Raw genomic sequence first — 25,159 nt, forward strand, 5'->3', positions numbered from 1 at the left:
AAACACTTACTACTTAAAAATTATTGAGTTTATTTACATCTATTTTTTCGAACATATCATAGAGAACATCTTCGTCAAACGGCAAAGTTGCCCGCTCTACATCACTCTCATCTTCATCGATACCTAAAATCTTACATAACTCTTTATGCCTAGTAAGATTTACATTGACGTAGGCTTGTTCCGACTTTTCTAAAATTTTTCCGGCATCGAGTTCGTTAATAAGCTGCGCCAGTTTTTCATCACTTTCAATTTGAGCCAGTTCGCTCTCAGGTGAAAAATGACGGATAACCGGTTTAGCTTTAATTCTGGTAATTTCTTCTGCAGAGGCATAAAGGTCCACTGGTTTCTTGCTACCAAGACGGGGATCTCTATTAGCTTTTATTTTGTTGGAGTCTTTTGCAGGATCAACCAAACTGTTACGGTTTCCTGCTGGTTTACCGAGGGATTTTTTAATACGTTTGTCTTTTTCTACTCGTTTAAAATCAGGGGTTTTTCGAACACCTATTTGCCCAATCTTACGAGATTTCTTTTTTCTAGCCATAGAACTTAACCACAGTATATTTAATGCCGCTATTCTAACCTAAAATTTACGTTGCTGCGCCTATATAGTCGTATGAGTACTTGATAATTAGAAAAAAGGCGATGGTTTTTATACCATCGCCTTTTTTTGATAATAGTGTCAGCTGACACATCTCCCAATAATAATTCATTAAGGTAGTTAATGAATTCGACTGCGCTTTACTTTTTATTATAATTAACAAAGTTATCAGTCTTTTAAGGTCTTCCTGACTCTTTATTAGTAGTCCCTGTAACTCCCTGGAGGAGGTAGCAAATCCGAATGGTCTTTGACCATTTCTGTTTTCTTCCGTGACAAACGAAATCGTTTGTTGTCCCTGTTGTTTTAATCGTCCAGCAGAATACAGTATTAACAAAAAATTACAATCTATTTACAATTGAAAGTTTACATAATGACATTCAAGAAATATTTAGATATTAAAAAAAGCGACTCTTAGTCGCTTTTTTTAATATCACCTTTTACGTTTAATATAGTCCAGCAATATACTTCGACAATACTTCAATATCTTGATCGGTTAAACGTTTTGCTATGTCACCCATCATTCCGTTGTGTGAATTGTTTCTCTCTCCTGAACGGAAATACTCTAACTGAGTTTTTAGATAAGTAGCATGCTGGCCGCTAATATCAGGAAACCCGGCCAAACTCATCCCATCTCCGCGCGGGCCGTGGCACGCAATACAAGCCGTTACTCCACGTGCAGTGTCACCGCCACGATAAAGCTTTTGACCAGCTTCTATCACGTCTTCAGGCGCTTCTCCTGGCGTTGCTTTTTGGCTAGAAAAATAAGCAGCAATATCATACATGTCTTGCTCACTTAAGGCGGCAGCCATTCCGTTCATAACTGCGTTGTTGCGGCCTTCTTTACCGCCAGTTTGACTGGCCAACTTGAACTCTTTTAATTGTTTCACTAAATAGTCGGCATGCTGTCCTGCTAACTTAGGGTTCATATCAATCATGCTATTGCCATCAGCTCCATGGCAAGCACCGCATGCCACTGACTTGTTTTTACCTTCCTCAGCACTACCTTGCGCTAGTGATGCACCACTGACACCAAATACCAAACAGATTAGCAGACTTAGTTGTTTCATAATTTTCTCATTAAGCTTTTGATTAGCTGGCTATTCTTTTTTAACATGGCCTTATTTTACACATTTACAGCGCCAGTAAAATAACTTCCACAATTTAAGTTAGATTAAATGTGCCGCTACAGACAAAGAATATCTTAGTTTTACTGATATACTTTCAAAAATTTCAAAGTTATTACGTATAAGTACCAATAGGGATCGCGTTGTGAGCCATTATAGTCATGCAAAATTTAGTATCAGTGCACCTGATATTCGACATCTAGGCAAAGATGAAGGAATTGAAGTCGCATTTGCAGGTAGATCAAATGCCGGTAAATCAAGCGCGTTAAACAGGTTAACTCGCCAAAAAGCACTGGCAAGAACAAGTAAAACCCCAGGAAGAACGCAATTAATTAATGTTTTTGAATTAGACGAAAATAGGAGACTAATAGATTTACCTGGGTACGGTTACGCCAAAGTACCGATGGCAATAAAAGAAAAATGGCAACAATCCCTAGGAGAATATTTGCAAAAACGAGAAAGCCTAAAAGGCATTATTGTTTTGATGGATATCCGTCATCCTTTTAAAGACTCTGATCAAGATCTTATACACTGGGCAGTTGCTGCTCAAATTCCCGTGTTGGCATTATTAACTAAAGCAGACAAACTTAAGTCTGGAAATCGTAAAAATCAGCTCTTGATGGTTCGAGAAGCCGCTCTGGCATTTTGTGGTGATGTAAGTGTTGAAGTATTTTCATCACTCAATGGAATTGGTTTGGAAACCTTAGAAAACAAGTTAAATGATTGGTTTGCTTATCCAGCCAAAATACAGGTCCCGCAATAATTGCGCTCAAAAAAAGCCCCGCAAAAGTGCAGGGCTAAGGGACTTTGAGAAAACACATAAAACCATTAATTCAGAGTGTGCTAAAAGTAAAAGGTTCAAGATTTTTATTTTTTATTCATTAAAAGTGTTGAACAAAAAAAAGCCCCATAAAATATGGGGCAAAACACATAGGGACACACATAAACTAATTAATCAGAGTACTTGATTTGCAATAAGTTCAACTGCATCACAAATTTTTAACAAAAAAAACCTCGGCAATTTGCCGAGGTCAAATCAAAGGATTGGAAACTCCAACCTCTGTACCCTACAGAGCGAAGTTTATTCAAATATGAAACCAATTCCAATGTTTTTTTGTAATTTAATTACAAAAAAGAGGGTCAGTTACCAATTTTCATAACCAACCGCTAATGTGCCTCATCCCAGTTTTCACCTATACCAGCTTCTACAGTTAATGGCACATCTAAGACTACTGCTTGTTCCATTAGCTCGATTATTTTTGTCCGATACATTTCTAATTCTTGTTGTTTTATTTCAAAAACGAGTTCGTCGTGTACTTGCATAATCATTCTTACTTCGTCTTTAGCTAAGGTACTAATCCATTTATCAACACAAAGCATCGCTTTTTTTATTACATCCGCGGCTGTACCCTGCATCGGTGCATTGATCGCTGCACGTTCCGCCCCTTTTCGTTGCATCACATTGCTTGAGTTGATTTCAGGAAGATACAAGCGTCTACCGAAAACTGTTTCGACATAACCTTGCTCTTTAGCGACCAGCCTCGTTTCATCCATGTATTTCAATACACCCGGATATCGCTCAAAATATAGGTTCATGTATTTTTGTGCGTCTTGACGAGAAATATTTAACTGACGGGATAGGCCAAATGCTGACATCCCATATATCAAACCAAAATTAATGGCTTTAGCATTACGTCGTTGCTCTGTTGTAACTTTTTCTAATGGCACACTAAAAACTTCAGCTGCAGTAGCAGAATGTATATCTGTACCTGCGGCGAATGCACTAATTAACCCTGAGTCTTTAGACAAATGCGCCATTATTCTTAATTCGATTTGTGAATAATCTGCAGCGACTATTTTGTAGCCGGGACGCGCGATGAAAGCTTGTCTTACGCGACGACCTTCTTCTGTTCTGATGGGTATGTTCTGTAAGTTAGGCTCAGTGGATGATAAACGGCCTGTAGCAGCAACTGCTTGATGGTAAGATGTATGCACTCTACCTGTTCTGGCATTAATCATTTTAGGTAACTTATCTGTATAGGTGTTCTTCAACTTTGTTAAGCCGCGAAACTCCATCAATAATTTCGGTAAAGGATAATCTAGGGCGAGCTCTTGAAGTACTTCTTCCGAAGTTGAAGGGGCTCCTTTTGGTGTTTTCTTCAGAACGGGTAAATTCATTTTAGTATACAAGATTTCTTGTAGCTGCTTAGTTGAGCCAAGGTTGAATGATTGCCCCGCCAGTTCGTGTACTTCTTTTTCTAATTGTATAATTCGAGTCGCTAAGTCTTGAGTTTGCTGACCTAACTTTTGACTATCTATTAAAACACCAAACTGCTCCATCTTAGCTAACACCGATAGTAGGGGGATCTCTACTTTTTCTAACACTTCCACCAATGAAGTTTCGGCAGATAACTTCTTCCACAATACGTTGTGAAGTCGCAATGTTACGTCGGCGTCTTCTGCAGCGTAAGGCGAGGCTTGCTCTAAATTAACGAGATTAAAACCAATCTGCTTCGCGCCTTTCCCGGCAATATCTTCAAAATGCACGGTTTGATGATCTAGGTATTTAGCTGCGAGGGTGTCCATGTCATGCCTAGAACCCACACTATTGAGCACGTAGGATTCCAACATTGTATCAAAAGCAATACCTGCTAATTCAATGTCGTAATTTGCCAACACGTTTTTATCATACTTAAGATGTTGACCTACTTTTTTGATAGTAGGATTTTCTAACAAGGGTTTAAAAAGCGCTAATACTTCTTGTAGGTCTAGCTGCTCCGGTGCATCAGGATAATTGTGCGCTAATGGCAAATAGGCGGCTTCTCCTTCTTCAATACAAAAAGACATGCCGACTAATTCAGCCTCCATATAATTCAAGCTAGTTGTCTCGGTATCGAATGCGAATAATTCACAACTGTTCAGTTTATCTAGCCATGCTTTAAGTGCTGACATCGATAAAATGGTCTGGTACTTGTCTTTGCTGACATTTGTTTCTGGGGGTAATTCTTCGGTGTTTAATACACTGTCGGTCTTATCATTTGAAGTGTTGCTGGGCCGTTGTACATCATTTAATAAGCGTTTTAACTCGTATTGCGTACTGAGTGCTATCAAGGATTCAGTATCCTGAGGTGCAGCACATAGCTCATCGGCCAAAAAGGGCAGTTCTACATCTAATTTTATGGTAGCTAACTCGTAGGATAGTGGCAGTTTATCTGCTGCAGCTCGCAAATTTTCACCTACTTTGCCTTTCACTAAATCAGCGTTGTTGATGACATTTTGTAAGTTGCCAAATTCAATCAGCCACTTGACCGCTGTTTTGGGCCCACATTTGTCGACGCCAGGAATATTGTCGACTTTGTCGCCCATTAACGCTAAGTAGTCGATAATTTGATTTGGAGCAACGCCGAACTTTTCTACTACACCCGCTTCATCAAGTTTTTGATTTGTCATGGTATTAATTAGTGTGACGTGTGGGCTCACTAATTGAGCCATGTCTTTATCACCGGTAGAAATAATGGTTTCTATTGATTGCTGAGTGGCTTGGTTTGCTAATGTGCCTATGACGTCATCCGCCTCTACGCCATCAATGACTAACAGTGGAAGTCCCATAGCTTTTATGATGTTATGCAATGGTTCGATTTGTGACCTGAGGTCATCAGGCATTGGCGGACGATTGGCCTTATATTCGGGGTACAAATCATTTCTGAAGGTTTTTCCTTTGGCATCAAATACAACAACGACATTTCCGTTTGGATAATCTTTTTGCAAACTTTTTATCATATTTAAAACACCAGTAATGGCTCCAGTGGGTTGGCCATAGGATGTTTTTAAAGCTTGCAAATATGGAACGTGATAAGCCCGAAATAAATAGGATGAGCCGTCCACTAGAATAAGTGGAGAGCGCTTAGGTAAGATTTGTTCTGATGCCATTTTAGGTATGCTCGAAGTGATTGTAATGCCTGAATATAGTGTGCCACAAGGAGGCGTGATCATCTATGCTGCGTTTCAGCTTGCTTGTGGATAACTCTGTTTATTAATGCGATTCGAAATGAAAATTACGCTGAAAAATCTTATTTTATTAGCAGTTCAGACCTTTAAAAATAAAGGTTTGTTTATTTTTATTGAAGGTCAAGTTTTATTTGACTGATTTGTGGATAACTTTACGAGGAAAATAACTAAGTTAAAAATCAGGTTGATGAAGATACACACAAAAGAGGATTAGTTAAAGTACTTTTTTCATACAAATTTATAATAAACTTTAGTTGTTATACCTGTAAAAAGTATAAGTCATTTTCGGTGCAGGCTGCAGCTAGGTTTGAACCAAGATTTTTTAAAACTCAGATCAGAAGACCGATTTTTAAATTGCCTACATAAAAAAGTGGCCACAATAATTATGGCCACGTTGACAAATATTACTTAGGGGATTTATCAAATTTAATATCGATTTGACTAACATTTCCGTAGCGATTTAACTGATCTTTTAGCAATTCTGCTTTGCCAATGACAACAAACTGCAAATGATCTTTTGGAAAGTACTGAGAGATAATTTGTCTACTACGCTCTGGAGTGAGCAGGTTAACTTGTTGAGCAAAGGTATTGATGTAATCCTCATTAAAGTCGTAAACAAACATTTCTGCCAACAGCATAGCTAAATCACGTGATGTCTCATAACGGGGTGGAAACTGACCCTTTACGTAAGATTTAGCTGACTCTAGGGTTTTAAGGTCAATTCCTTTTTCCCACAATCGAGCGTAAGTACTTAAGGCCAAATCAATTGCTTCTAAAGTTGTACTTGTTTTGGTAAACGTAGAAATGGCAAAACTGCCACCTTGTGAAAGGGTATCGAAGCGGCTTCTTGCCCCATATGTCAATCCACTGTTGACGCGAAGCTCGTCATTTAACCAACTCGTAAATCGTCCTCCTAAAACGGTATTAACCACTGAGATAGCTACAAAGTCTTTATTGTCACGCGGTATACCAAGGCCACCAATCATAAATGTGCTTTCGGTTGCATCGTCCTTGTTAACCAGCAATACATTTGCGCGAGTGGGTGGGGTAAGTGTAAACGTAGTAGCTATTTCTTTATGGGTTCCTCGCCATTGGCCAAATAGTCCCGTTAAGACCTTTACCATTTCTTGCGTTTGAAAATCACCAGCAACAACAATCGCAGTGTTGTTAGGCGTGTACCAATCTTTATGAAATTGCCGCAAGTCTGATACCTTCATTTGTTCGATTGAAAGTGGGTCTCCGTCAACATCGTTTGCATAAGGCGTATTGTTGAATAGTAACGCATTAAAATAGCCACCAATTACTGCTCTAGGACTTTCTTTTTTGCGCTCTAAATTCGATATTAGCCGTTCCTTTTGAGCTATAAATTCGTTGTCATTAAAAGCCGGGGCTAAAAGTGCATCTTTTAATAAGGGCATAATTAAGTTTTGGTCTGTCTTGGCCATTGAAGCACTAATAAATGAATATTCTTGATACGCCCCAGAATCAATTTGAGTACCAACAAATTCAACTTTTTGCTCAAACTCAGAGCGAGATAGGTTGTTTGTGCCAAGCAACAAGTTTTCTGCGGTAACTATTGCCAAACCCGGCTTTGTATCGACTGTAGCGCCTGCCTTTACTACCATGTAAACGTCGATCAAAGGAACTTCATGTTGCTCCATCAAATAAATAGTTAAGCCATTTTTTAACACAACTTTCTGGTATTTAGGCAGGATGAATTCAGCTGAAAATGCTGTTGCATTGAATACAGTAAAAACGGTTAGGAGAATGGATTTAAAGGTCATTTTCACTGCTATCTTCCTCTGATGCTAATATGCCTGTTGTACGGTTAGCTTTTGTCAAATACTTGGCTGCGACTCGTTGTATATCTTCAACGCTCACTTTGGATAACTGCGCAGGTACATCGAAAAGCTTTTTATAATCGCCAAAATAAAAGTCATAGCTACCTATGGTATTGGCTTTACCGTTTATGGTTGCCATTTCTCTATAAAAATCAACTAAGGCTTGGTTTTTCACCTTTTGTAATTCTTGCTCACTTATTCCTTTTTTGATGACAGTATTGATTTCATTGATCAACACTTTTTCTAATTCACTGCTTGATACTCCCGGCGCTGCCACTGCACTCACGTAAAATAAATTAGGATCTATTGACATAGGTAAGTAAGTGAACACTTCGCTTGCAACTTTTGAATTATATACTAGAGATGCAACTAAGCGAGAGCTGTTCCCACCACTTAGAATGCTATTTAGAATGGATAGGGGATAATAGTCGGGGTTTTGCGTCTCTGGAACATGATAAACTAATACTATATTTGGCGTTGAAACCGATGATTTTTGCACGTAAACCCTTCTCTCTCCTGTTTGTTGAGGTTCAACAGTATGAACTTCTCGAGGAGGTGTTTGTGCAGGAATTGGTTCAAAATATTGTTTAGCCAATTTTTCGACTTCACTAAGCTTAACCGCTCCTACAACCACAACCGTAGCGTTGTTTGGCGCATAATATGTTTTGTGGTAATTCACCAGATCTTGTAATTTCCAATTTGCGATATCGGACTCATGACCAATAACTGACCAGCTATAAGGGTGCGCTCTAAACGCAGCCGCTTTTACTTGTTCGCTTATTACTCGAAAATTTGAATTTTCTAAGCCAGTTGAGCGCTCAGAAGTTACTACACCTCTTTCACTTTCAACAACGTCAGCATCAATACTTAAATTTTCTATGCGATCTGCTTCTAAATCAAACATCAACTCCATTGATTCACTTGGAAACCAGTTCGTATAGACCGTTGAGTTTTCTGTGGTATATGCGTTGTTAGCACCGCCGGCGGCTTCCATGGCTTGATCAAACTGTTTGGGGCCATATTTTTTAGCCCCATTGAACATCATATGTTCAAAAAAGTGTGATAGTCCGGTAATGCCTGGGTATTCATTGCGTGAGCCTACTCGCCAAAAAAGATACATATTAGCATTAGGGATCGATTGGTCCTCTAAGACAATAATTTTCATACCGTTTTTCAGGGTAAATTGTTGTACGTCTTCAACTTGCGTAATCGCGCTACTTGAGAGCGAGTAAAATATGAGTGAGCATAAAAACCCCTGTACCATGTTTTTCATTTGAAATTCTCTTTTTTATCCATGGGGCAGTGTAGCTATTTAGTGTGTGTACACAAAGAAACTCCTAAGATAAACGCGGACAAATATGTTTCAAATTATTTGACCTATCCTTACCCATAAAAGAACAGCATAAAACAGCGTTGTATATGCATGATGTTGTATAAGGTTAAGCTTATTTAATAATATGATGAATAAATCAATGATTTACAGATGCTTTAGCAATAAACTCTCTTTACTTGTTCGTTCATAGTATTGAAATACAGCTGTGGGTTTAATTTAAACTATGCAATACCGCACCATTGTCAGAATTCTTGGCTTATTAGTCGCACTGTTCAGTGTGACGATGATACCGCCGGCTATCGTTTCTTTAATATTTCAAGATGGTAGTGGTCTGCCTTTTTTACTGGCGTTTGTATTGTGCTTAGTGACAGGCTTATTAATTTGGTATCCTAACCGCCGCTACCGTAAAGATCTTAGGGCAAAGGAAGGATTCTTAATTGTTGTATTATTTTGGACCGTGCTGGCTAGCTTTGGTGCTTTACCGTTTTTATTACTAGAACAACCAGAAATGACAATTACCGATGCATTTTTCGAGGCATTTTCTGGCTTGACCACTACAGGTGCAACGGTCATTGAGGGCATTGATTATTTGCCCAAAGCGGTACAGTTTTATCGACAACAGTTGCAGTGGTTTGGAGGAATGGGGATCATTGTACTAGCCGTCGCGATTCTACCCATTTTAGGTGTTGGTGGTATGCAGTTATATCGAGCTGAAACCCCAGGGCCCGTTAAAGATTCAAAGATGACGCCAAGGATAGCTGATACCGCTAAGCATCTTTGGTATATCTATTTTTCAATCACCGTTGCATGTGCCATTGCTTATTGGTTTGCAGGCATGGATTGGTTTGATGCCATCTGCCACTCTTTTTCAACGGTCGCCATTGGCGGTTTCTCAACCTATGATGCCAGCTTAGGCTATTTTGACAGTGTTGCGGTTAACATTGTATGCGTTGTTTTTTTGTGGATTGCCGCATTAAATTTCGCTCTACATTATGCTGCAGTAAGCGGGCGCACGCTTAAGGGCTATTTGTACGACCCAGAGCTTAAAGTTTTTTTTATCTTACAAATTAGCTTGGTATTAATTTGTTTCATAACTTTGATTGAATACTCTTGGTTTGAAGATGCGGGAACCACCCTAGACCAAGCCCTGATTCAAGCTGTGTCCTTTAGTGTTACGGCCGGCTTCGCCACAACTGACTTTGCGCATTGGCCGGCATTTTTACCCATTCTTTTGATATTTTCTAGTTTTGTTGGAGGCTGTGCAGGGTCAACCGGTGGTGGCTTGAAAGTCATCCGAGTGTTTTTGTTATTTCTGCAAGGAAAGCGTGAAGTGAACAGGCTTATTCATCCCAAAGCGATTTATTCAGTCAAGGTCGGTGGAAGAGCGTTACCAGATAGAGTGGTAGAAGCCGTTTGGGGCTTTTTCTCTGCTTATGCCATGATTTTTGTCATCATTATGGTGTGTTTAATAGGCACGGGAATGGATGATGTGTCAGCTTTTACTGCAACGGCTGCCACATTAAATAATTTAGGCCCAGGTTTGGGCTCAGTGGCAGGAACCTACGCTGATGTAACCGATAGTGGTAAGTGGTTATTAATTTTAGCCATGTTATTTGGCCGTTTAGAGGTTTTCTCACTGCTTGTTTTATTCTCTCCTACCTTTTGGCGCAGTTAATACTGTAGCTTAGTAATAACTTGGACTAAGCTACGTATGACATTACTCGCTTAAAAACGACTCCTTTTCGATAAGGCTTATACTTTTTAAAGAGTGTTTAAACGATGGATCAATAGCCTCGTTTTCTAGTGCTAAGGCTCGGTATTTTTCAAATAATTTACTATGTGATTCAATACGTTTGCCCATTGCATCCCATGCTTTTTTTCTCATTTCTAATGGCCACGCCTCCAATTCGATCTTATGGGATTCTAAGGAGCTTGATAACAAGGTAAACAAGGATTGGTAATTAAAGCCTTTTGCTGAATTTTGTTTGATTTGTTCTGATGTCACCATACCGATCGTATTCATCATTGGCGCATAATTTTTAAGCCACTTGTAATAGTCATTTAATGCATCTTCGTCATATTCTTCAGAAATATTAAAATTTTGGCTACTTCTAGTAACGGTTTTTCGTTCCGCTACAACAGGGGCTCTCACAACCACAACTGGATAAGCCCAGTATCGACCATAAACATGGTAGTAATACATGCAGTCTCGATAATCGATATATGACCGTTGCTCGAGTTGGGCGCAGGTGTATCCAGTTGTCCAATAGCCAGGAGGGTTTTCTCTGGGGCGGATATTGTTTTGTTGAGCATTGCTTATGTAAATTTCTAATTCTGAGCGTTGTGGTACAGGGGCTTGATTCATCCCAAATACATCGGCATTTAGCTTACGTTGTGCCTCTGCCATCATCTCTTCGTCAGACTGTTGTGCAATTGATGTTATTGATGTGAGGATTGGAAATATTGCAGCAACGAAGATCACACGTTTCTTAATATAGCGTCCGTTAGTCTCCACTTTGACTCTCCCATTTGCTTTTTTGAAGAAGTGATAGAGCAACCTAAGACGCAGTAGATTGTGCCCTAGGTTGTTTCATAATGGCTAAAAAAATGAGGCCATAGCATAAGCCGTTTTATCGAACATGGTAGGCTGTGCTTCTTCAAGTTCTAAGTTAGCTTTGTTAGCTGTTGTCACTACACGGGTGCGGTATTCTTTTTGATTAGTTGCTTCAGAATAGGTTTGAGTGGTGGCTCCATCATCGGAGATTTGCGTATTAATTTTAGAATCTCTACGCACCAATACGCCTTTTCGAGCGCGCTCTTTAATTTGGATATCAGCAACTAATAAGTACGTAACATCTTTAACAAAGGCATTCGCAGCAGTAGAAACCAAGCCGCCAATAATACCCCCAGCAGCGGCATCTCTATAACTACCACCTGCCACATACCCAACTGCAGTTCCTGCTGCAACGCCTTCATAACCTGTTCTTAAATAACCCTCTGCAGCAGTGGGCGATGCTTTTTCAAGATTACGTACGAATACACTCATGGTGTACTGTGAGTCTTCAGGGCTATCAACTATTGTATAACCGTTCCCGCTTGTCGTTATTTGGCTTACTAATGCATCTCTAAATGCATTTCGGTCAAACTCCATTACGGCTGATCTCACTTCTAAATATATTTTCCTTTTTTCTGGGGCTACGGGGTCAACAAAAATTGAGGTGCTGAGCTTAGTTTGTACATCCAAATCCTTCTTAGCTATTGAAGTATGAACGGCTGCACATCCTGATAGAGTAAGTGCAGCAAAAGCAAAGATAAGGGCATTTAAAGAGCGGTTCCTTGAAAACATGGTGTTTTTCCTATTTTGTTTTTTGGCGACTGCTCAACTGCCAGTGGGGTTTAGAGTGTTTTAGTTTAATAATATCTTCCGTAATACTGGTAGTAGTAACGGCAATTGCGATATTCGGTCCAGTTGTAGCGCAGGAGGTCTCGACAGGTATAGCCTGGTCGCCAGTACGTACCTTGGTATGGCTCAGGTTTAACTTTTTTTTCAATCATACTTTTTATGTATGCATCAACTTCTTGAGGTTTTTCAGCCAAAAAGGGTTTAGATAGGACATTTGCATTAAGTTGAGCTTGCATTCTAGCCAACTCTTCTTCTTCAGATTCTTGTGCAAGTACATTACACGCAAGCGCTATAGGAAAGGCTAAAGCGAGCAATCTTTTAGTGTTATTTGCGAAAGGGTTGAATATACAACTCTTCATAACTTTCCTCCTTAAAAGTGCATAAATGTATGCGGCATTGGATGCTGCATACTGAGCGTAAGTCTAATGTAGCTTAAAAAAACAGCGATGTTAAGTTTTGATTGTATAAAAATTGATCAGTTCGGGGAGGGGGATTTACGGCGTTTGTCGACTTAATGTAGACGTTTTAACGATAGATAGATAAAGGTGTATAAGTATCAATTCGACAGGCTCTGCAAATGACTAACGCGACTTATACAAACCGCGTTTGAAAGCTTAAGTTTGCTCACTTTTGTTAACCAAAAAAGAAGGCGCTGGGTTGAAATAGTTTTTCAACATCACCGATAAACTTTTTATCAACTAAAAACAAAATAACATGATCATTCGCTTCAATTTTTGTGGTGCTGTGAGCAATAATGACTTCTTCTCGTCTAACCACAGCTCCGATTGTCGTGCCAGGTGGAAGCTTAATCTGTCTTATTTCTCTGCCCACTACTTTCGAGGTGTTTTCGTCTCCATGAGCAATTGCTTCAATAGCCTCAGCAGCCCCACGGCGCAGAGAATAAACATTAACTATATCACCACGCCTGATATGTGTGAGTAAAGCTGAAATAGTGGCTTGCTGCGGTGAAAAGGCTATGTCTATCTCACCACCTTGTACCAAATCTACATAGGCGCCACGCTGAATAAGCACCATGGCTTTTTGGGCGCCAAGTCGCTTAGCGAGCATGGCTGACATGATATTCGCTTCATCGTCATTGGTGACCGCAATGAAAGCATCAACTTGCTGCACGTTTTCTTCGGTTAATAATTCGTGATCGGAAGCATCACCACAAAAAACGATGGTTTTATCAAGATGGGCTGAAAGATATTTTGCTCGTTCCTGATTATATTCAATTAGTTTAACGTTGTGATTGTGTTCTAGTAATTTAGCTAAACCTGCACCGATGAGGCCGCCACCCGCAATCATAATGCGTTTGTAGCTTGATTCTAGTTTCTGCAACTCGCTCATTACTGTACGAATGTGTTTAGTTGCAGCAATAAAAAACACTTCATCGTCCGCTTCTATAATGGTCGTACCCAAGGGACGTATTGGCCTACCACGGCGATAAATTGCGGCAACTCGCGTATCAACGTTCGGAATATGACTTTTTAATGTAGAAAGAGCATGACCAACCAGTAACCCGCCGTAGTAAGCCTTTACCGCCACTAAGCTGGCCCGGCCATTAGAAAATTCTACAACCTGTAAAGCACCAGGATAGTCAATAAGTCGTTTAATGGCTTTTGTGACAAGTTGTTCTGGTGCGATGAGATGATCAACGGGTACATCTTGATGCTTAAAAAGTTGTTCTTGATAAATGATGTATTGCTCAGAGCGAACGCGAGCAATTTTGGTGGGCGTTTTAAACAAACTGTAAGCTACTTGGCAAGCCATCATGTTACTTTCATCACTATTGGTCACAGCGATTAACATGTCGGCATCTTCAGCACCAGCCTTTTTAAGCACATCAGGGTGAGACCCAACACCATGTACTACTCGCAAATCTAATCTGTCTTGGAGGTTTCTTAGGGTATCAGCGTCTGAATCGATAACGGTTATTTCGTTCTTTTCACCCACTAAATTTTCAGCAAGTGTCGCTCCAACCTGTCCTGCGCCAAGAATGATAATTTTCATATTTTTCCGAATATAACGAGTTGGAATTTAGCCAAGATTTTCACCAGACTTTATCAATCTGCAATAATAAAAACCATCCATTTGCTGTTCACCTGGCAGAATTTGTCGGCCTGGCTGGTGTGCGTCATGTTTGAAGCTGGTATCTAGTCGCGCATTAGCTGTGCGGGCTAAAAAAGCAGCCATTTGTTGATGGTTCTCTTCAGGTAAAATTGAGCATGTAGCATACAGTAATATGCCTCCTTCTTTTAACAGAGGCCAAAGCGCATCCAATATATCATGTTGTATTGTAACTAGAGCTTGAATATCAGAGGCTTTGCGTAACCACTTTATATCTGGATGACGTCTAATGATGCCAGTAGCTGAGCAAGGCGCATCAAGTAGAATGCGATCATATTGTTTACCATCCCACCAGGTCTGGGGCTGACTTGCATCACCAATCAACAATGTGGCTTGATGCCCCAAACGCGCTAAGTTCTCTTCAATTTTGCTGGCTCTTTGCATATCAATTTCTAGGGCTGTTAGTACTAGATCATGAGTAACTTCCAATAAATGTCCGGTTTTACCTCCAGGAGCCGCACAACAATCTAAAATGTTGTCGTGTGTTTGCGGTTCCAAATAAGCGGCTGCCAACTGTGCTGCTCCATCCTGAACGGCAAACCAGCCTAATTCGAAGCCTGGTAAGCTGGTCACATCAACGCTTTTGTTGAGTATAAGGGCGTGTGGATGTTGGGGAGACAAGGTATATTCGATACCTTTTTGACTGAGCTCTTGCTGAAAATCACGAGATGATATTTTTTTTGCGTTAACCCTCAGCCAAATGGGGGCTTTATTTTCTATTTGCTGGATTAAGTCTGTTAATGATTGTGGGTAAGCAACAGCCAACCTTTTATACAACCATTTAGGTAAACCTGAGTTAATTTGTTCATCGCTAGGTGTCTGTTGGCTGGTTTCATTTCGTATAAAATTGCGCAATATACCGTTGACTAAACCACGCATAGATTCAACCCGAAGTGACCTGCAAGCCTCAACGGTCTCAGACACTGCAGCGTGTTGGCTGACTCGACTGAAAGCCAATTGGTAAAAACCGAGCAAAATCAGATGTTCGGTAATTTTAAACTTATTTTTTAAAGGGGTTTCTAATAAGGCTCTTAACCAATACTGCAAAAGGGGTAATTGCCTTAACACCCCGTAAACCATTTCTTGTAACCATGCTTTGTCTTGATCTTTATGCAACTCTTGCATAGCGGGCAGACACTCGCGTGCGCTTTGACCTTTCTCAAGAATAGTAAAGATAACCGTTGCTGCGTCGGCTCGCAAATTTCGTTGTGTTCTTTTATTGGGGTTTGCTTTCATTAAGACACTAGCGATCCAACAGAGAATAAGTCAGCGCGGCCATTTAGAATGTCTGCAATGTTCATTGGTTTTTTACCCGGCAGCTGTAACTTTTTTAACAGCAAACAGTCTTTTCCTGTTTGAACTAAAAGACCTTGTTTACTAACTGTTAATATCTCGCCTATTTGATGATGCTCATTCTTAGTTTGCGCCACAACATCACACTCCCATACTTTTATCGTTAATTCGCCGATTTCGAAAAAACTCATGGGCCAGGGGTTAAAAGCGCGGCTATTTCGTTCAAGCTGTTCAGCACTCAATTGCCAATCTATCTTTGCTTCTTCTTTACTGAGCTTTTTAGCGTAGTTTGCCTGCTCATTATCTTGGACTTTTGACTGCTGTGAATGAATATCATCTAAACACGTCACTAGTGCCTGAGGGCCGCATTCAGCTAATTTTTGGTAAAGGCTCGCGCTGGTTTCTTTGGCATCAATGGTAACAATACTTTTATGCAACATGGGGCCGGTATCTAAACCCACATCCATTTGCATTATAGTTATACCTGTTTCTCTGTCGCCTGCCCAAATTGCTCGCTGTATAGGGGCTGCGCCTCGCCATCTTGGTAATAAGGAGCCATGTACATTCAAACAACCGAGTTTAGGTATATTTAAAACCGCTTGCGGCAACAAAAGCCCGTAGGCGACTACCACCATAATGTCAGCATTGAGCGCATCAAGTTGCTCTTGTACCTCGGTATTTTTTAATGAAGATGGTTGAAAAACCGGTATGTTGTGATGCACAGCCAGTTGTTTAACGGCACTGGCTTGCAGTTTATTGCCTCTGCCTGCAGGGCGGTCTGGTTGACTATAGACTGCAATGATCTCGTGCTGAGAATCAATTAAAGCTTGAAGATGGATTGCCGCGAATTCTGGTGTGCCAGCAAATATAACCTTTAAAGGAGTATTCAATACTTTTCTTAGCCTCTTGCTTCTAAACGAGCTTCTTTTTCAAGTTTAGTTTTAATCCGCTGGCGTTTTAGAGGAGATAAATAATCCACAAATAACTTGCCTTTAAGATGGTCTAATTCATGTTGAATACAAATTGCCAACAATCCATTCGCATCTAGGGTGAATTCCTTTGCATTTTTATCTAACGCTTTGACTGAAATATTCTCGGCACGCTCAACTTTTGCATAGTTATTCGGAACGGATAGGCAGCCCTCTTCACTAATGGTAAGCCCATCTTTGTGGGTTATCACGGGATTAATTAATATTAATGGTTCGTTTTGTTTTTCCGACACATCAATTACAACAACCTGTTTATGAACGTTAACTTGAGTAGCGGCTAAGCCAATTCCTTTTTCGTCTAACATGGTTTCTAACATGTCATCGATCAGTGAAATGATAGTTTTATCTACTTGTTCAACGGGGCTTGCTACGGTTCGCAAACGCTCGTCGGGAAAACGTAATACTTCTAATATGGCCATAATACTTTCTACTAATAAGGGTTCATTCGTTTGTGCTGAACCATGTTTTAACGGCTTTCCATTTTTAGCTAAAAATGGATCAAATATTTGTATTGCATGTATTGTTAACTATACGTGCAAATAGAATTGACTATTTAATATCGTCATCTTTGGGCTATTCTAGCCTAAATGGATCCAAAACATAATAGTGCTAGTGCCAAGGCTTAGATAATGATGAGCAAAAAAATACTGACTTTTTTTACGGTTTTAATGCTAGTACCCATCCTATGTTGGGCCGATGTTATTAATATCAAACACGACGCGCCACAAAAATATATTGTGCAAAAAGGCGATACGCTTTGGGATATTTCCAAAATGTATTTAGACAAGCCGTGGCTGTGGCCCGAATTGTGGCGAACCAACACCCATATTACGAATCCACATCTTATTTATCCCGGTGATGAACTGAGCTTAAGCAAAAACGAGCAAGGAGAAACGGTGATTGAGTTAGTTCGTCAGCCTAGCAAAGCGGAAATAAAAATGTCTCCGCAAGGCAATAAAACAGTTAAAAAGCCCGATCCTATTCCGGCTTTGCCATGGTCAACTATTCGGCCCTTTATTGAAAATGATCAGATTATGCAGCAAGTAGAATATGACCGTCATCCCTACATTTTGGGCAATCAAGACGGTTCAGTGTTATTTGCCAGTAATAACATTACGCTAAGTAAAGCATCTCGTTCGCGACAAAAAAATTATAATGTACTGCATAAGCAAAATGAAATTTACGATATGTCGGGTAATTTTATTGGCTTGCAAGTTAGGCATGTGGCGAATGCCGAAGTGATCGATTCCGATATTAAAGGTCAACGACTCGTTAAGATAGAGGATGCTAATCATGAAGTGCAACGTGGCGACAGATTAGCCCCTCAGCAAGAAAATGAGCCTACCACTATTATTTTGAGTGCAGCTAAAGAGCAGCGAGGGTTCATTATTGACGACTTAGAGCAACATCGTCTTTTAGGTAAATACAACGTCGTCATTATTGATTTAGGCAGTGACCTAGTCTCTGCAGGCACAGTGATGGGTATTTATACGCAAGGCCCTAATATCATTGATGATGTCTCGCCCAAATACAAAGGCGAGAGTGACCCGCTTGCCAATGCCTTTATTCTCGACAGCGATATTGTTCAGCCCGCGTTAAAAGTGGGTGAATTGGTTGTATTTAAAGTTTTTGACAAGGCTAGTTATGCACTTATCACACGTTCATCTACAGTGATAAGGAGGGGAGCGATTGTAGCTAAACCCTAAAACACATGAGGTGGGGGATGCAACAGGACGTTGACAGTGAACAATACCACGATGAGGAAATTGCAAAATGGCTGCAACTATCGTCCATCCCCAACTTCGGTGTTGCAAGTCTGAATAAGCTAAAGAGAAAGTTGATGTGCCAAGCGACTGATATTCTCTCTATGAGGCCAAACGATCTGCACGAGATAGGATTTAAACCTCAGCAAATTGACGCTATTCAACAGGCAGATGAGCCAAGCATTCAAAGAACCTTATCCTGGCTTCACAGTGACCCAAGGCACTTTATTCTTTTTTTTGAACATGCACTTTATCCGGCTTTACTAACTGAAATATCCAGTCCTCCGATGCTTCTCTTTGGTATTGGTGATGCCAAAAAATTAGCTAATCTGCAAATAGCCATGGTAGGAAGTCGTAATCCCAGTATTGCGGGTAAGGCTAACGCTAAGGCGTTTGCTGAGGGCTTGAGCTTGTCAGGTTGGACAGTGACAAGTGGCCTAGCGTTGGGTATCGATGGGTTTTCTCATGAAGGGGCGCTAGCGGCTAAGGGTATCACTATCGCTGTCTTAGGTACTGGGATAGATACTGTCTATCCTAAAAGGCACCTCAGGTTAGCTGAGAATATTATTGCCGCTGGTGGCGTAATCCTCTCTGAGTTCCCGCCTGCAACGCCAGCTAAACCAGAAAACTTTCCCAGACGTAATAGAATTATAAGCGGTCTGTCACTTGGAACTTTAGTGGTAGAGGCGGCTCTAAAAAGTGGATCGCTTATTACCGCACGGTATGCAGTAGAACAAAACCGTGACGTATTTGCCATTCCTGGCAATATTAATAACCCCTTATCTAAAGGCTGCCACTATTTGATACAACAAGGAGCAAAATTAGTTGCTGATGTTGCCGATATAAATGAAGAGTTTGCTGAACGTGAATTTAACAAAAATAATACAAGTGAAATTAAATCACAAAAAAACTGCACTGAAAGCTTGGCAACAGACCGTTTGTTAGATAGTGTAGATTTTGAAGCCACACCACTAGATATGGTGGTTGAGCGCAGCGGCATGCCGGCGTCAGAGGTTATGTCACAATTATTAGAATATGAGTTGCGTGGTTTAGTGGTTGCTGTTTCCGGCGGCTACATCAAATTGGGGGAAAAATAACATGTTCGATATCCTCATGTATCTATTTGAAAACTTCATTCACAGTGAAACTGAAATTCGCGTCGACCAAGATGAGCTCACAGATGAACTTATTCGCGCGGGTTTTCACCATGATGAGATTTATAAGGCTTTATCTTGGTTAGAGAAGTTGGCTGCCCTTCAAGAGACAGATATTAATCCATATCTTGTTAAAGGCACTGCAACATATTCCACCCGCATTTACACTCATGACGAAGAAATGCGTCTTGATGTTGAGTGTCGTGGCTTTTTGATGTTTTTAGAGCAGATTAACGTGCTCGATTCATCTACTCGAGAAATGGTTATTGACCGAGTCATGGAAATCGAATCGAAAGAATTCTGCCTTGAAGACATGAAATGGGTAGTGTTAATGGTGTTATTTAATGTACCCGGAAAAGAAAATGCTTATGCACAAATGGAAGACTTATTGTTTGAAGAGCCTGAAGGACCTTTACACTAGTTTTGTCATATGTGTATTTCAACGAGTGCTAGATAATGTCTAAAATCGACCACTCGTTGTTCAATGCCAACGAACATGCTTTGGAACAGGTCACGGACTTGTGTCCAAAGTGTCAATCATCGTTGAAAATAAAGCACGGTAAATCCGGTGCGTTCATCGGCTGTAGTCAATACCCCGAGTGTGATTTTTCTAAGCCTCTTCATGAGTATGAAACGGCAGATGTAAAAGTTATTGAAGGGTCGCAGTGTCCCGTTTGTGATGCAAATCTTGTCATTAAAAAAGGCCGTTTTGGCTTGTTTATTGGTTGCAGTACTTTTCCTGCTTGTACTTACATTGAGTCCAGCAAGCAATCAAACGACAACAAGATTAAATGTCCCAGTTGCAGTGTTGGCTACTTGACCAAACGGGCCAACAAATTCGGTAAACAGTTTTATCCCTGTGATAATTACCCTAAATGCAAATATGTGCTTAACTCCACTCCAGTCGCTATTTCATGCGCAGCGTGCGAATGGCCTGTCATGATTGAGAAAAAAACAGCGCAAGGTCTTGTTCTTCAGTGCCCGCAGCGAGCCTGTGGATATAAGCAAGAACAATAATTAGCGCTTATTATCTTTATAGAGGGTGCGCGGTGCTTTACACTTCCACATCTACAATTACAGTTATTTGAATTCATGTTAGACAAACGATACGCAGAATCTCTGCGAGTAAAATTTACCCAGGGGCAGATATTTGCTTATCCCACAGAAGCAGTATTCGGGTTGGGGTGTGATCCCGACAACGAGTCTGCGGTTATGGCCTTGTTGAAGTTGAAGCAGCGAGATATCGCTAAAGGGCTAATTTTAGTCGCTAACGATTACCAGCAGTTGTTACCTTACGTCGAAGATAAAGCCATCCCTGAAAGAAACAAACAAGAGATATTTACAAGTTGGCCAGGGCCTAATACTTGGCTTTTGCCTGCAAAGTTAACTGCGCCAATTTGGGTCACTGGTGGGTCAGAACTTATCGCAGTTAGAGTTTCTGCACATCCTTTAGTCAAAGAATTGTGTGAGCTATTTCAAAAACCGATGATTTCAACTAGTGCCAATGTGTCTGGTTTGCCAGCGGCCATGTCCACAAACGAGGTTGTCGAACAGTTTGCTAGTCAAGTAACAATAATTGAAGGTGAGCTTGGAGGGGCATCAAATCCTAGCATGATCCGCCACGGTATCAGCGGACAGGTAATAAGGGGAAGTTAAACCATGTCGTCCAATACAAACATTGATTTAGAAAAAGTTAAGCGCTACTTACTTAAGCTTCAAGACAACATTTGCCAAACATTAGAGTTAGCAGATGGTCGTGGTGAGTTTATCGAAGACAATTGGGAGCGCGAGCAAGGCGGAGGTGGCCGCACTAGAGTATTAACCAGTGGTGCTGTTATTGAGCAAGGCGGTGTTAATTTCTCCCATGTTTATGGTGGCACATTACCGCCATCCGCTACGGCAGCGAGACCTGAGTTGGCAGGTCGCAGTTTTCAAGCCGTGGGGGTATCACTAGTTATTCATCCCCACAATCCTAAAATACCCACAACTCACGCTAATGTAAGGTTTTTTATTGCTGAAAAAGACGGTGAAGAACCCGTCTGGTGGTTCGGTGGTGGGTTCGATCTTACTCCATTTTATCCTATCGAAGAAGATGTCATGCATTGGCACAACGTTGCTCATAAGTTGTGTGAGCCTTTTGGAAATGACGTGTATACCCGTTACAAAAGTTGGTGTGATGATTATTTTTATTTAAAGCACCGCAATGAAACCCGGGGAGTAGGGGGCTTGTTTTTTGATGATCTTAATGAATGGGGTTTTGAACGTTCGTTTAAGTTTATGCAAGCTGTCGGCGATGGTTTTTTGGATGCCTACATCCCTATTATGGAAAAACGCAAAGAATTAACCTACACCCCACAAGAGCGAGACTTTCAGCTATATCGAAGAGGTCGATATGTGGAATTCAACCTTGTTTACGACCGCGGTACACTTTTTGGGTTACAAAGTGGTGGACGCACTGAGTCAATTTTAATGTCTATGCCCCCTTTAGCTAAGTGGCAATATGATTACCAACCACTGCCAGGTAGCGCTGAAGAAGTTTTGTATAAAGACTACTTGCATCCACGCACTTGGATTAAATAACACACTGTTAGTAACTGCGCCTTAAGGCAAAGGGCTTGCCCTATTTGCTTTAAGGTTGTTGAGCAAAATTTATCACTCCGCTTTTAAACTTGAGCCAGATCAATGTTTTTTTAATTCGTGGCCTTACACTTGCGTCATTAATTTAACGGAGTGCAATAATGATAAAAGTAACAAGTGTTTTAAAAACGGTATTAATGGCTGGTTTGTTAAGTGCGGGTAGTTCATGGGCCTACGAGCACGGCGACATCATTGTGAGAGGAGGTTTAACGACAGTTGTGCCAAATGACGACAGCAGCGCCGTGACTGTTGACGGTGTTGGCAATGTGGGCATGGCCGCAGAGGTTAACAATAACACCCAGCTAGGCTTAAATTTTGTGTATATGCTTGACGCAAATTTAGCCATTGAGGTGTTAGCTGCAACGCCCTTTTCTCATGACATCAAATTAGTCAACACCACAGATAACGCCTTAGGTCTAGGAGATGGAAAGTTAGCCAATACTAAGCATCTGCCCCCAACAATTAGTCTATTGTATTACTTTGATACTGCTACAGCCCTAAAGCCATACCTAGGAGCTGGCTTAAACTACACAGTATTTTTTGATGAAAAGTTTGCAGCACCCAGACAAGTACAGTCGTTTTCTAACTTAAGTTTAGATAACTCTTGGGGCTTAGCAGTGCAGGTTGGCTTTGATTACGAATTGGACAAAAATTGGTTATTAAATACATCATTGCGTTATATTGACATCGATACTGAAGCGAAATTTGATGTACTTAATACGACTGGCAAAGTCGCTGTGGATATTGACCCTTGGGTTTTCTCACTGATGATTGGTTACAAGTACTAAACTCTTTGGCCATTGTGACTGCGTTTTGTGCCTTACAATGGCCACATTAGTATAAGAATTTCTCTTAAACATGAGTTCAGTCTTGTTCTTAAATCAGTTAACCTTGCTTTATTGTTTTAAAAGACTTAACTAAGTACTCATGGATCACTACGCCGTTTTTGGTAACCCAATAAGCCAAAGCAAATCACCATTAATACATACCTTATTTGCAGCGCAAACCGAGCAGGCTCTCGATTACATAAGAATTGAGCCTCCCGTCAATGGATTTGAAGCTGCAATTTCCCATTTTTTCTCTCAAGGCGGTAGCGGCGCGAATGTGACAGCACCGTTTAAGATAGCGGCCTTTGAGTTTGCAAATGAGCGTTCAACTAGGGCAACAATTGCAGGCGCAGTCAACACCTTACAATTGCGAAAAGATGGTAGTGTCTTTGGTGATAACACTGATGGCCCAGGCTTGGTAAAAGACCTCCTTCGCTTAGCTATTCCACTTAACAATAAACGCATATTAATATTAGGTGCGGGTGGTGCCGCTCGCGGCGTATTACAACCTTTGATGGAACAAAAACCCGCAACGTTAATGATAGCGAATCGCACCCCATCGAAAGCTGCGCAACTAGCATCCATTATTCAACATGCCAATTTACAAAGCTGTGGTTTTGATGACTTACAATGCAATGATGCGTCTTTTGATCTCATAATTAATTCTACTTCTGCCAGTTTAAGTGCTGAACTGCCAGCGGTTTCATCCGATATTATTGCTGCTGCTAGTTTTGTCTATGACATGAGCTATGCAGATAGGGCAACAGTGTTTATGCAACATGCCAGTAATTTAGGCGTCAAACACGTATATGACGGCTTAGGTATGCTGGTGGGGCAAGCAGCAGAAAGCTTTTATGTTTGGAGAGGTGTAAGGCCTTCCGTTGATCCGGTGATCCATAAACTCAGAGAGGCATTATGAATCAACTCATCCAAATATTGGATGGTGCACTCTATGTGCAAGAATCTCAAAGTATAAAAATAGATGCGTTATCCCAAGGCCAGTTGATTCACTGCTTTATTACTGGAGCTGATGAAATGTCTTTGACCGCATTTTATATCAGCCACCAGTTTGATATTGAAGAATATTTGGAGTTTATGATCAAAGATGAAAAGACCAATTCTGCTGGTGAAGTTCATCTTCATATAGATCTGCTGCGCTAGTTAACTTCGTTAATATATTCATCTTTAAGCTTTACGTAGTTTAATGCAGATTGTTTCAAAAAAGCTGATTCGCTTTCTTTCAACAGTCTAACTTGTTTTACAGGATTACCCACGTACAGATAGCCTGACACTAATGTTTTATTGGGTGGCACCAAACTACCAGCACCAATGAATACATCATCTTCTACTACAACCCCATCCATAATGATGGCGCCCATGCCCACTAATATTCGATTACCTAATGTGCAACCATGCAACATACATTTATGCCCAACAGTCACGTCCTCACCAATAACTAGAGGAAACCCAAGAGGATTAACTTCGCTGGCTCGACTTACATGCAAAACGGTACCATCCTGAATATTAGAGCGGGCCCCAATTTTGATGTAATTCACATCACCTCTTGCTGCAACCAAAGGCCAAATGCTGACATCTGACTTACACTCAACATCACCAACCAGCACCGCAGAACTGTCTATATAACAACTTTCATCTATCGAGGGATAAATCTTTTTGTAACGGCGTAATGTCATACCTAACCCTATTTAAAGTTTGCAACTTGATAAAGGTTACCAAAATCACTATCAATATTGCTGCATTTAAAAGCAAAAAACCGTATTTTGTTGGAATAATAACCACTTAAACAATTATTTTAAAAAAGGTGTTGCAAGTGGTGATAGCTTCTCTATAATGCGCCTCCTCGCTTCGGGACAGACTTTAAAACGCTGAAACGAGCAAGGCTTAGGCCTAAAGTGAGAAAGATTCCAGGTAGCGATTTAAGATGGTTACCTTAACTACTCAGCGATGAGTTGTTTAAACGTTCTTTAACAATTAATAACAAGACAATCTGTGTGGGCACTCACTTGATGAGTGTCTACCAAAAAAATTCATGTTTTAT

General features: G+C 40.6%; 24 protein-coding genes. 11 read left to right on the forward strand and 13 right to left on the reverse strand.

Annotation, left to right across the window (positions count from 1 at the left end):
• Positions 1-13: 13 nt before the first annotated feature.
• Both yihI and ACEN2L_RS07980 read right to left on the reverse strand, forming a co-directional pair.
• On the reverse strand, positions 14-541 hold the full coding sequence (gene yihI, locus ACEN2L_RS07975) for a Der GTPase-activating protein YihI (RefSeq protein ID WP_441743061.1): 528 nt from the start codon (positions 539-541) through the stop codon (positions 14-16).
• Positions 542-1,041: 500 nt separating this feature from the next.
• On the reverse strand, positions 1,042-1,665 hold the full coding sequence (locus ACEN2L_RS07980) for a c-type cytochrome (protein ID WP_306023859.1): 624 nt from the start codon (positions 1,663-1,665) through the stop codon (positions 1,042-1,044).
• A 202-nt stretch (positions 1,666-1,867) separates the two neighbouring features.
• On the opposite strand from ACEN2L_RS07980, the gene yihA reads away from it, so the two are divergent.
• Positions 1,868-2,485 (forward strand): ribosome biogenesis GTP-binding protein YihA/YsxC, encoded by a 618-nt coding sequence (gene yihA, locus ACEN2L_RS07985; RefSeq protein ID WP_306023858.1) that lies wholly within the window; start codon positions 1,868-1,870, stop codon positions 2,483-2,485.
• A gap of 404 nt (positions 2,486-2,889) precedes the next feature.
• On the opposite strand, the gene polA is transcribed toward yihA, so the two are convergent.
• From polA to ACEN2L_RS08000, 3 genes are all read right to left on the reverse strand, one after another.
• Positions 2,890-5,652, reverse strand: coding sequence for a DNA polymerase I (gene polA, locus ACEN2L_RS07990; protein WP_441743063.1), 2,763 nt, complete (start codon positions 5,650-5,652; stop codon positions 2,890-2,892).
• A 482-nt stretch (positions 5,653-6,134) separates the two neighbouring features.
• Positions 6,135-7,514: a M16 family metallopeptidase gene (locus ACEN2L_RS07995; RefSeq protein WP_441743096.1), complete on the reverse strand. Its 1,380-nt coding sequence runs from the start codon at positions 7,512-7,514 to the stop codon at positions 6,135-6,137.
• Complete coding sequence (locus tag ACEN2L_RS08000; protein WP_441743065.1) at positions 7,504-8,844, reverse strand: M16 family metallopeptidase; 1,341 nt, start codon at positions 8,842-8,844, stop codon at positions 7,504-7,506. The genes ACEN2L_RS07995 and ACEN2L_RS08000 overlap by 11 nt, the downstream gene beginning before the upstream one ends.
• Before the next feature lie 283 nt (positions 8,845-9,127).
• Between ACEN2L_RS08000 and ACEN2L_RS08005 the strand changes: the two genes are divergently transcribed.
• Positions 9,128-10,579 (forward strand): TrkH family potassium uptake protein, encoded by a 1,452-nt coding sequence (locus tag ACEN2L_RS08005; RefSeq protein WP_306023856.1) that lies wholly within the window; start codon positions 9,128-9,130, stop codon positions 10,577-10,579.
• Positions 10,580-10,621: 42 nt separating this feature from the next.
• Here the strand turns inward: ACEN2L_RS08005 and ACEN2L_RS08010 are convergent, their stop codons facing one another.
• The 7 genes from ACEN2L_RS08010 to def all read right to left on the reverse strand — a co-directional run bounded on the left by ACEN2L_RS08010 (position 10,622) and on the right by def (position 17,138).
• A complete protein-coding gene (locus ACEN2L_RS08010) occupies positions 10,622-11,419 on the reverse strand; it encodes a hypothetical protein (protein ID WP_441743067.1) in 798 nt (265 codons plus the stop codon).
• A gap of 84 nt (positions 11,420-11,503) precedes the next feature.
• Positions 11,504-12,250: a complement resistance protein TraT gene (locus tag ACEN2L_RS08015; protein WP_441743069.1), complete on the reverse strand. Its 747-nt coding sequence runs from the start codon at positions 12,248-12,250 to the stop codon at positions 11,504-11,506.
• A 65-nt stretch (positions 12,251-12,315) separates the two neighbouring features.
• Complete coding sequence (locus ACEN2L_RS08020) at positions 12,316-12,666, reverse strand: hypothetical protein (protein WP_441743071.1); 351 nt, start codon at positions 12,664-12,666, stop codon at positions 12,316-12,318.
• A 274-nt stretch (positions 12,667-12,940) separates the two neighbouring features.
• A complete protein-coding gene (gene trkA / locus ACEN2L_RS08025; RefSeq protein WP_306023852.1) occupies positions 12,941-14,320 on the reverse strand; it encodes a Trk system potassium transporter TrkA in 1,380 nt (459 codons plus the stop codon).
• Between the two features lie 27 nt (positions 14,321-14,347).
• Positions 14,348-15,673: a 16S rRNA (cytosine(967)-C(5))-methyltransferase RsmB gene (rsmB, locus tag ACEN2L_RS08030; RefSeq protein WP_441743073.1), complete on the reverse strand. Its 1,326-nt coding sequence runs from the start codon at positions 15,671-15,673 to the stop codon at positions 14,348-14,350.
• Positions 15,673-16,620 carry a methionyl-tRNA formyltransferase gene (gene fmt / locus ACEN2L_RS08035; protein WP_441743074.1) on the reverse strand — a complete coding sequence of 316 codons (948 nt, stop codon included), beginning with the start codon at positions 16,618-16,620 and terminating at the stop codon, positions 15,673-15,675. Before fmt ends, rsmB begins: the two co-directional genes overlap by 1 nt.
• 8 nt (positions 16,621-16,628) lie before the next feature.
• Positions 16,629-17,138, reverse strand: a complete 510-nt coding sequence (gene def, locus ACEN2L_RS08040) for a peptide deformylase (RefSeq protein ID WP_441743076.1) — start codon at positions 17,136-17,138, stop codon at positions 16,629-16,631.
• A 210-nt stretch (positions 17,139-17,348) separates the two neighbouring features.
• On the opposite strand from def, the gene ACEN2L_RS08045 reads away from it, so the two are divergent.
• From ACEN2L_RS08045 to ACEN2L_RS08085, 9 genes are all read left to right on the forward strand, one after another.
• Complete coding sequence (locus tag ACEN2L_RS08045) at positions 17,349-18,425, forward strand: LysM peptidoglycan-binding domain-containing protein (RefSeq protein WP_441743078.1); 1,077 nt, start codon at positions 17,349-17,351, stop codon at positions 18,423-18,425.
• Positions 18,426-18,442: 17 nt separating this feature from the next.
• The gene (dprA, locus tag ACEN2L_RS08050; RefSeq protein WP_441743080.1) at positions 18,443-19,579 is read left to right on the forward strand and encodes a DNA-processing protein DprA; all 1,137 of its coding nucleotides are present in this window, start codon (positions 18,443-18,445) and stop codon (positions 19,577-19,579) included.
• A gap of 1 nt (position 19,580) precedes the next feature.
• Positions 19,581-20,057: a DUF494 family protein gene (locus ACEN2L_RS08055; protein WP_306023846.1), complete on the forward strand. Its 477-nt coding sequence runs from the start codon at positions 19,581-19,583 to the stop codon at positions 20,055-20,057.
• A gap of 35 nt (positions 20,058-20,092) precedes the next feature.
• Positions 20,093-20,653, forward strand: coding sequence for a topoisomerase DNA-binding C4 zinc finger domain-containing protein (locus ACEN2L_RS08060; protein ID WP_441743082.1), 561 nt, complete (start codon positions 20,093-20,095; stop codon positions 20,651-20,653).
• 75 nt (positions 20,654-20,728) lie between these two features.
• The gene (locus tag ACEN2L_RS08065) at positions 20,729-21,292 is read left to right on the forward strand and encodes a Sua5/YciO/YrdC/YwlC family protein (protein ID WP_306023844.1); all 564 of its coding nucleotides are present in this window, start codon (positions 20,729-20,731) and stop codon (positions 21,290-21,292) included.
• Between the two features lie 3 nt (positions 21,293-21,295).
• Positions 21,296-22,216, forward strand: coding sequence for an oxygen-dependent coproporphyrinogen oxidase (gene hemF, locus ACEN2L_RS08070; protein ID WP_306023843.1), 921 nt, complete (start codon positions 21,296-21,298; stop codon positions 22,214-22,216).
• A 158-nt stretch (positions 22,217-22,374) separates the two neighbouring features.
• The gene (locus tag ACEN2L_RS08075; protein WP_441743085.1) at positions 22,375-23,061 is read left to right on the forward strand and encodes an OmpW/AlkL family protein; all 687 of its coding nucleotides are present in this window, start codon (positions 22,375-22,377) and stop codon (positions 23,059-23,061) included.
• Positions 23,062-23,200: 139 nt separating this feature from the next.
• Positions 23,201-24,019, forward strand: coding sequence for a shikimate dehydrogenase (aroE, locus tag ACEN2L_RS08080; RefSeq protein ID WP_441743087.1), 819 nt, complete (start codon positions 23,201-23,203; stop codon positions 24,017-24,019).
• Positions 24,016-24,261, forward strand: a complete 246-nt coding sequence (locus tag ACEN2L_RS08085; RefSeq protein WP_441743089.1) for a DUF1488 family protein — start codon at positions 24,016-24,018, stop codon at positions 24,259-24,261. Before aroE ends, ACEN2L_RS08085 begins: the two co-directional genes overlap by 4 nt.
• Here the strand turns inward: ACEN2L_RS08085 and ACEN2L_RS08090 are convergent.
• Entirely contained in the window at positions 24,258-24,794 is a 537-nt protein-coding gene (locus ACEN2L_RS08090; RefSeq protein ID WP_441743091.1) for a gamma carbonic anhydrase family protein, read from the reverse strand. The genes ACEN2L_RS08085 and ACEN2L_RS08090 overlap by 4 nt on opposite strands.
• Positions 24,795-25,159: the final 365 nt, after the last annotated feature.

Source organism: Flavobacterium sp. W21_SRS_FM6 (genome assembly GCF_052119645.1).
In the GTDB taxonomy this organism is placed as follows: Bacteria; Pseudomonadota; Gammaproteobacteria; order Enterobacterales; family Alteromonadaceae; genus Paraglaciecola.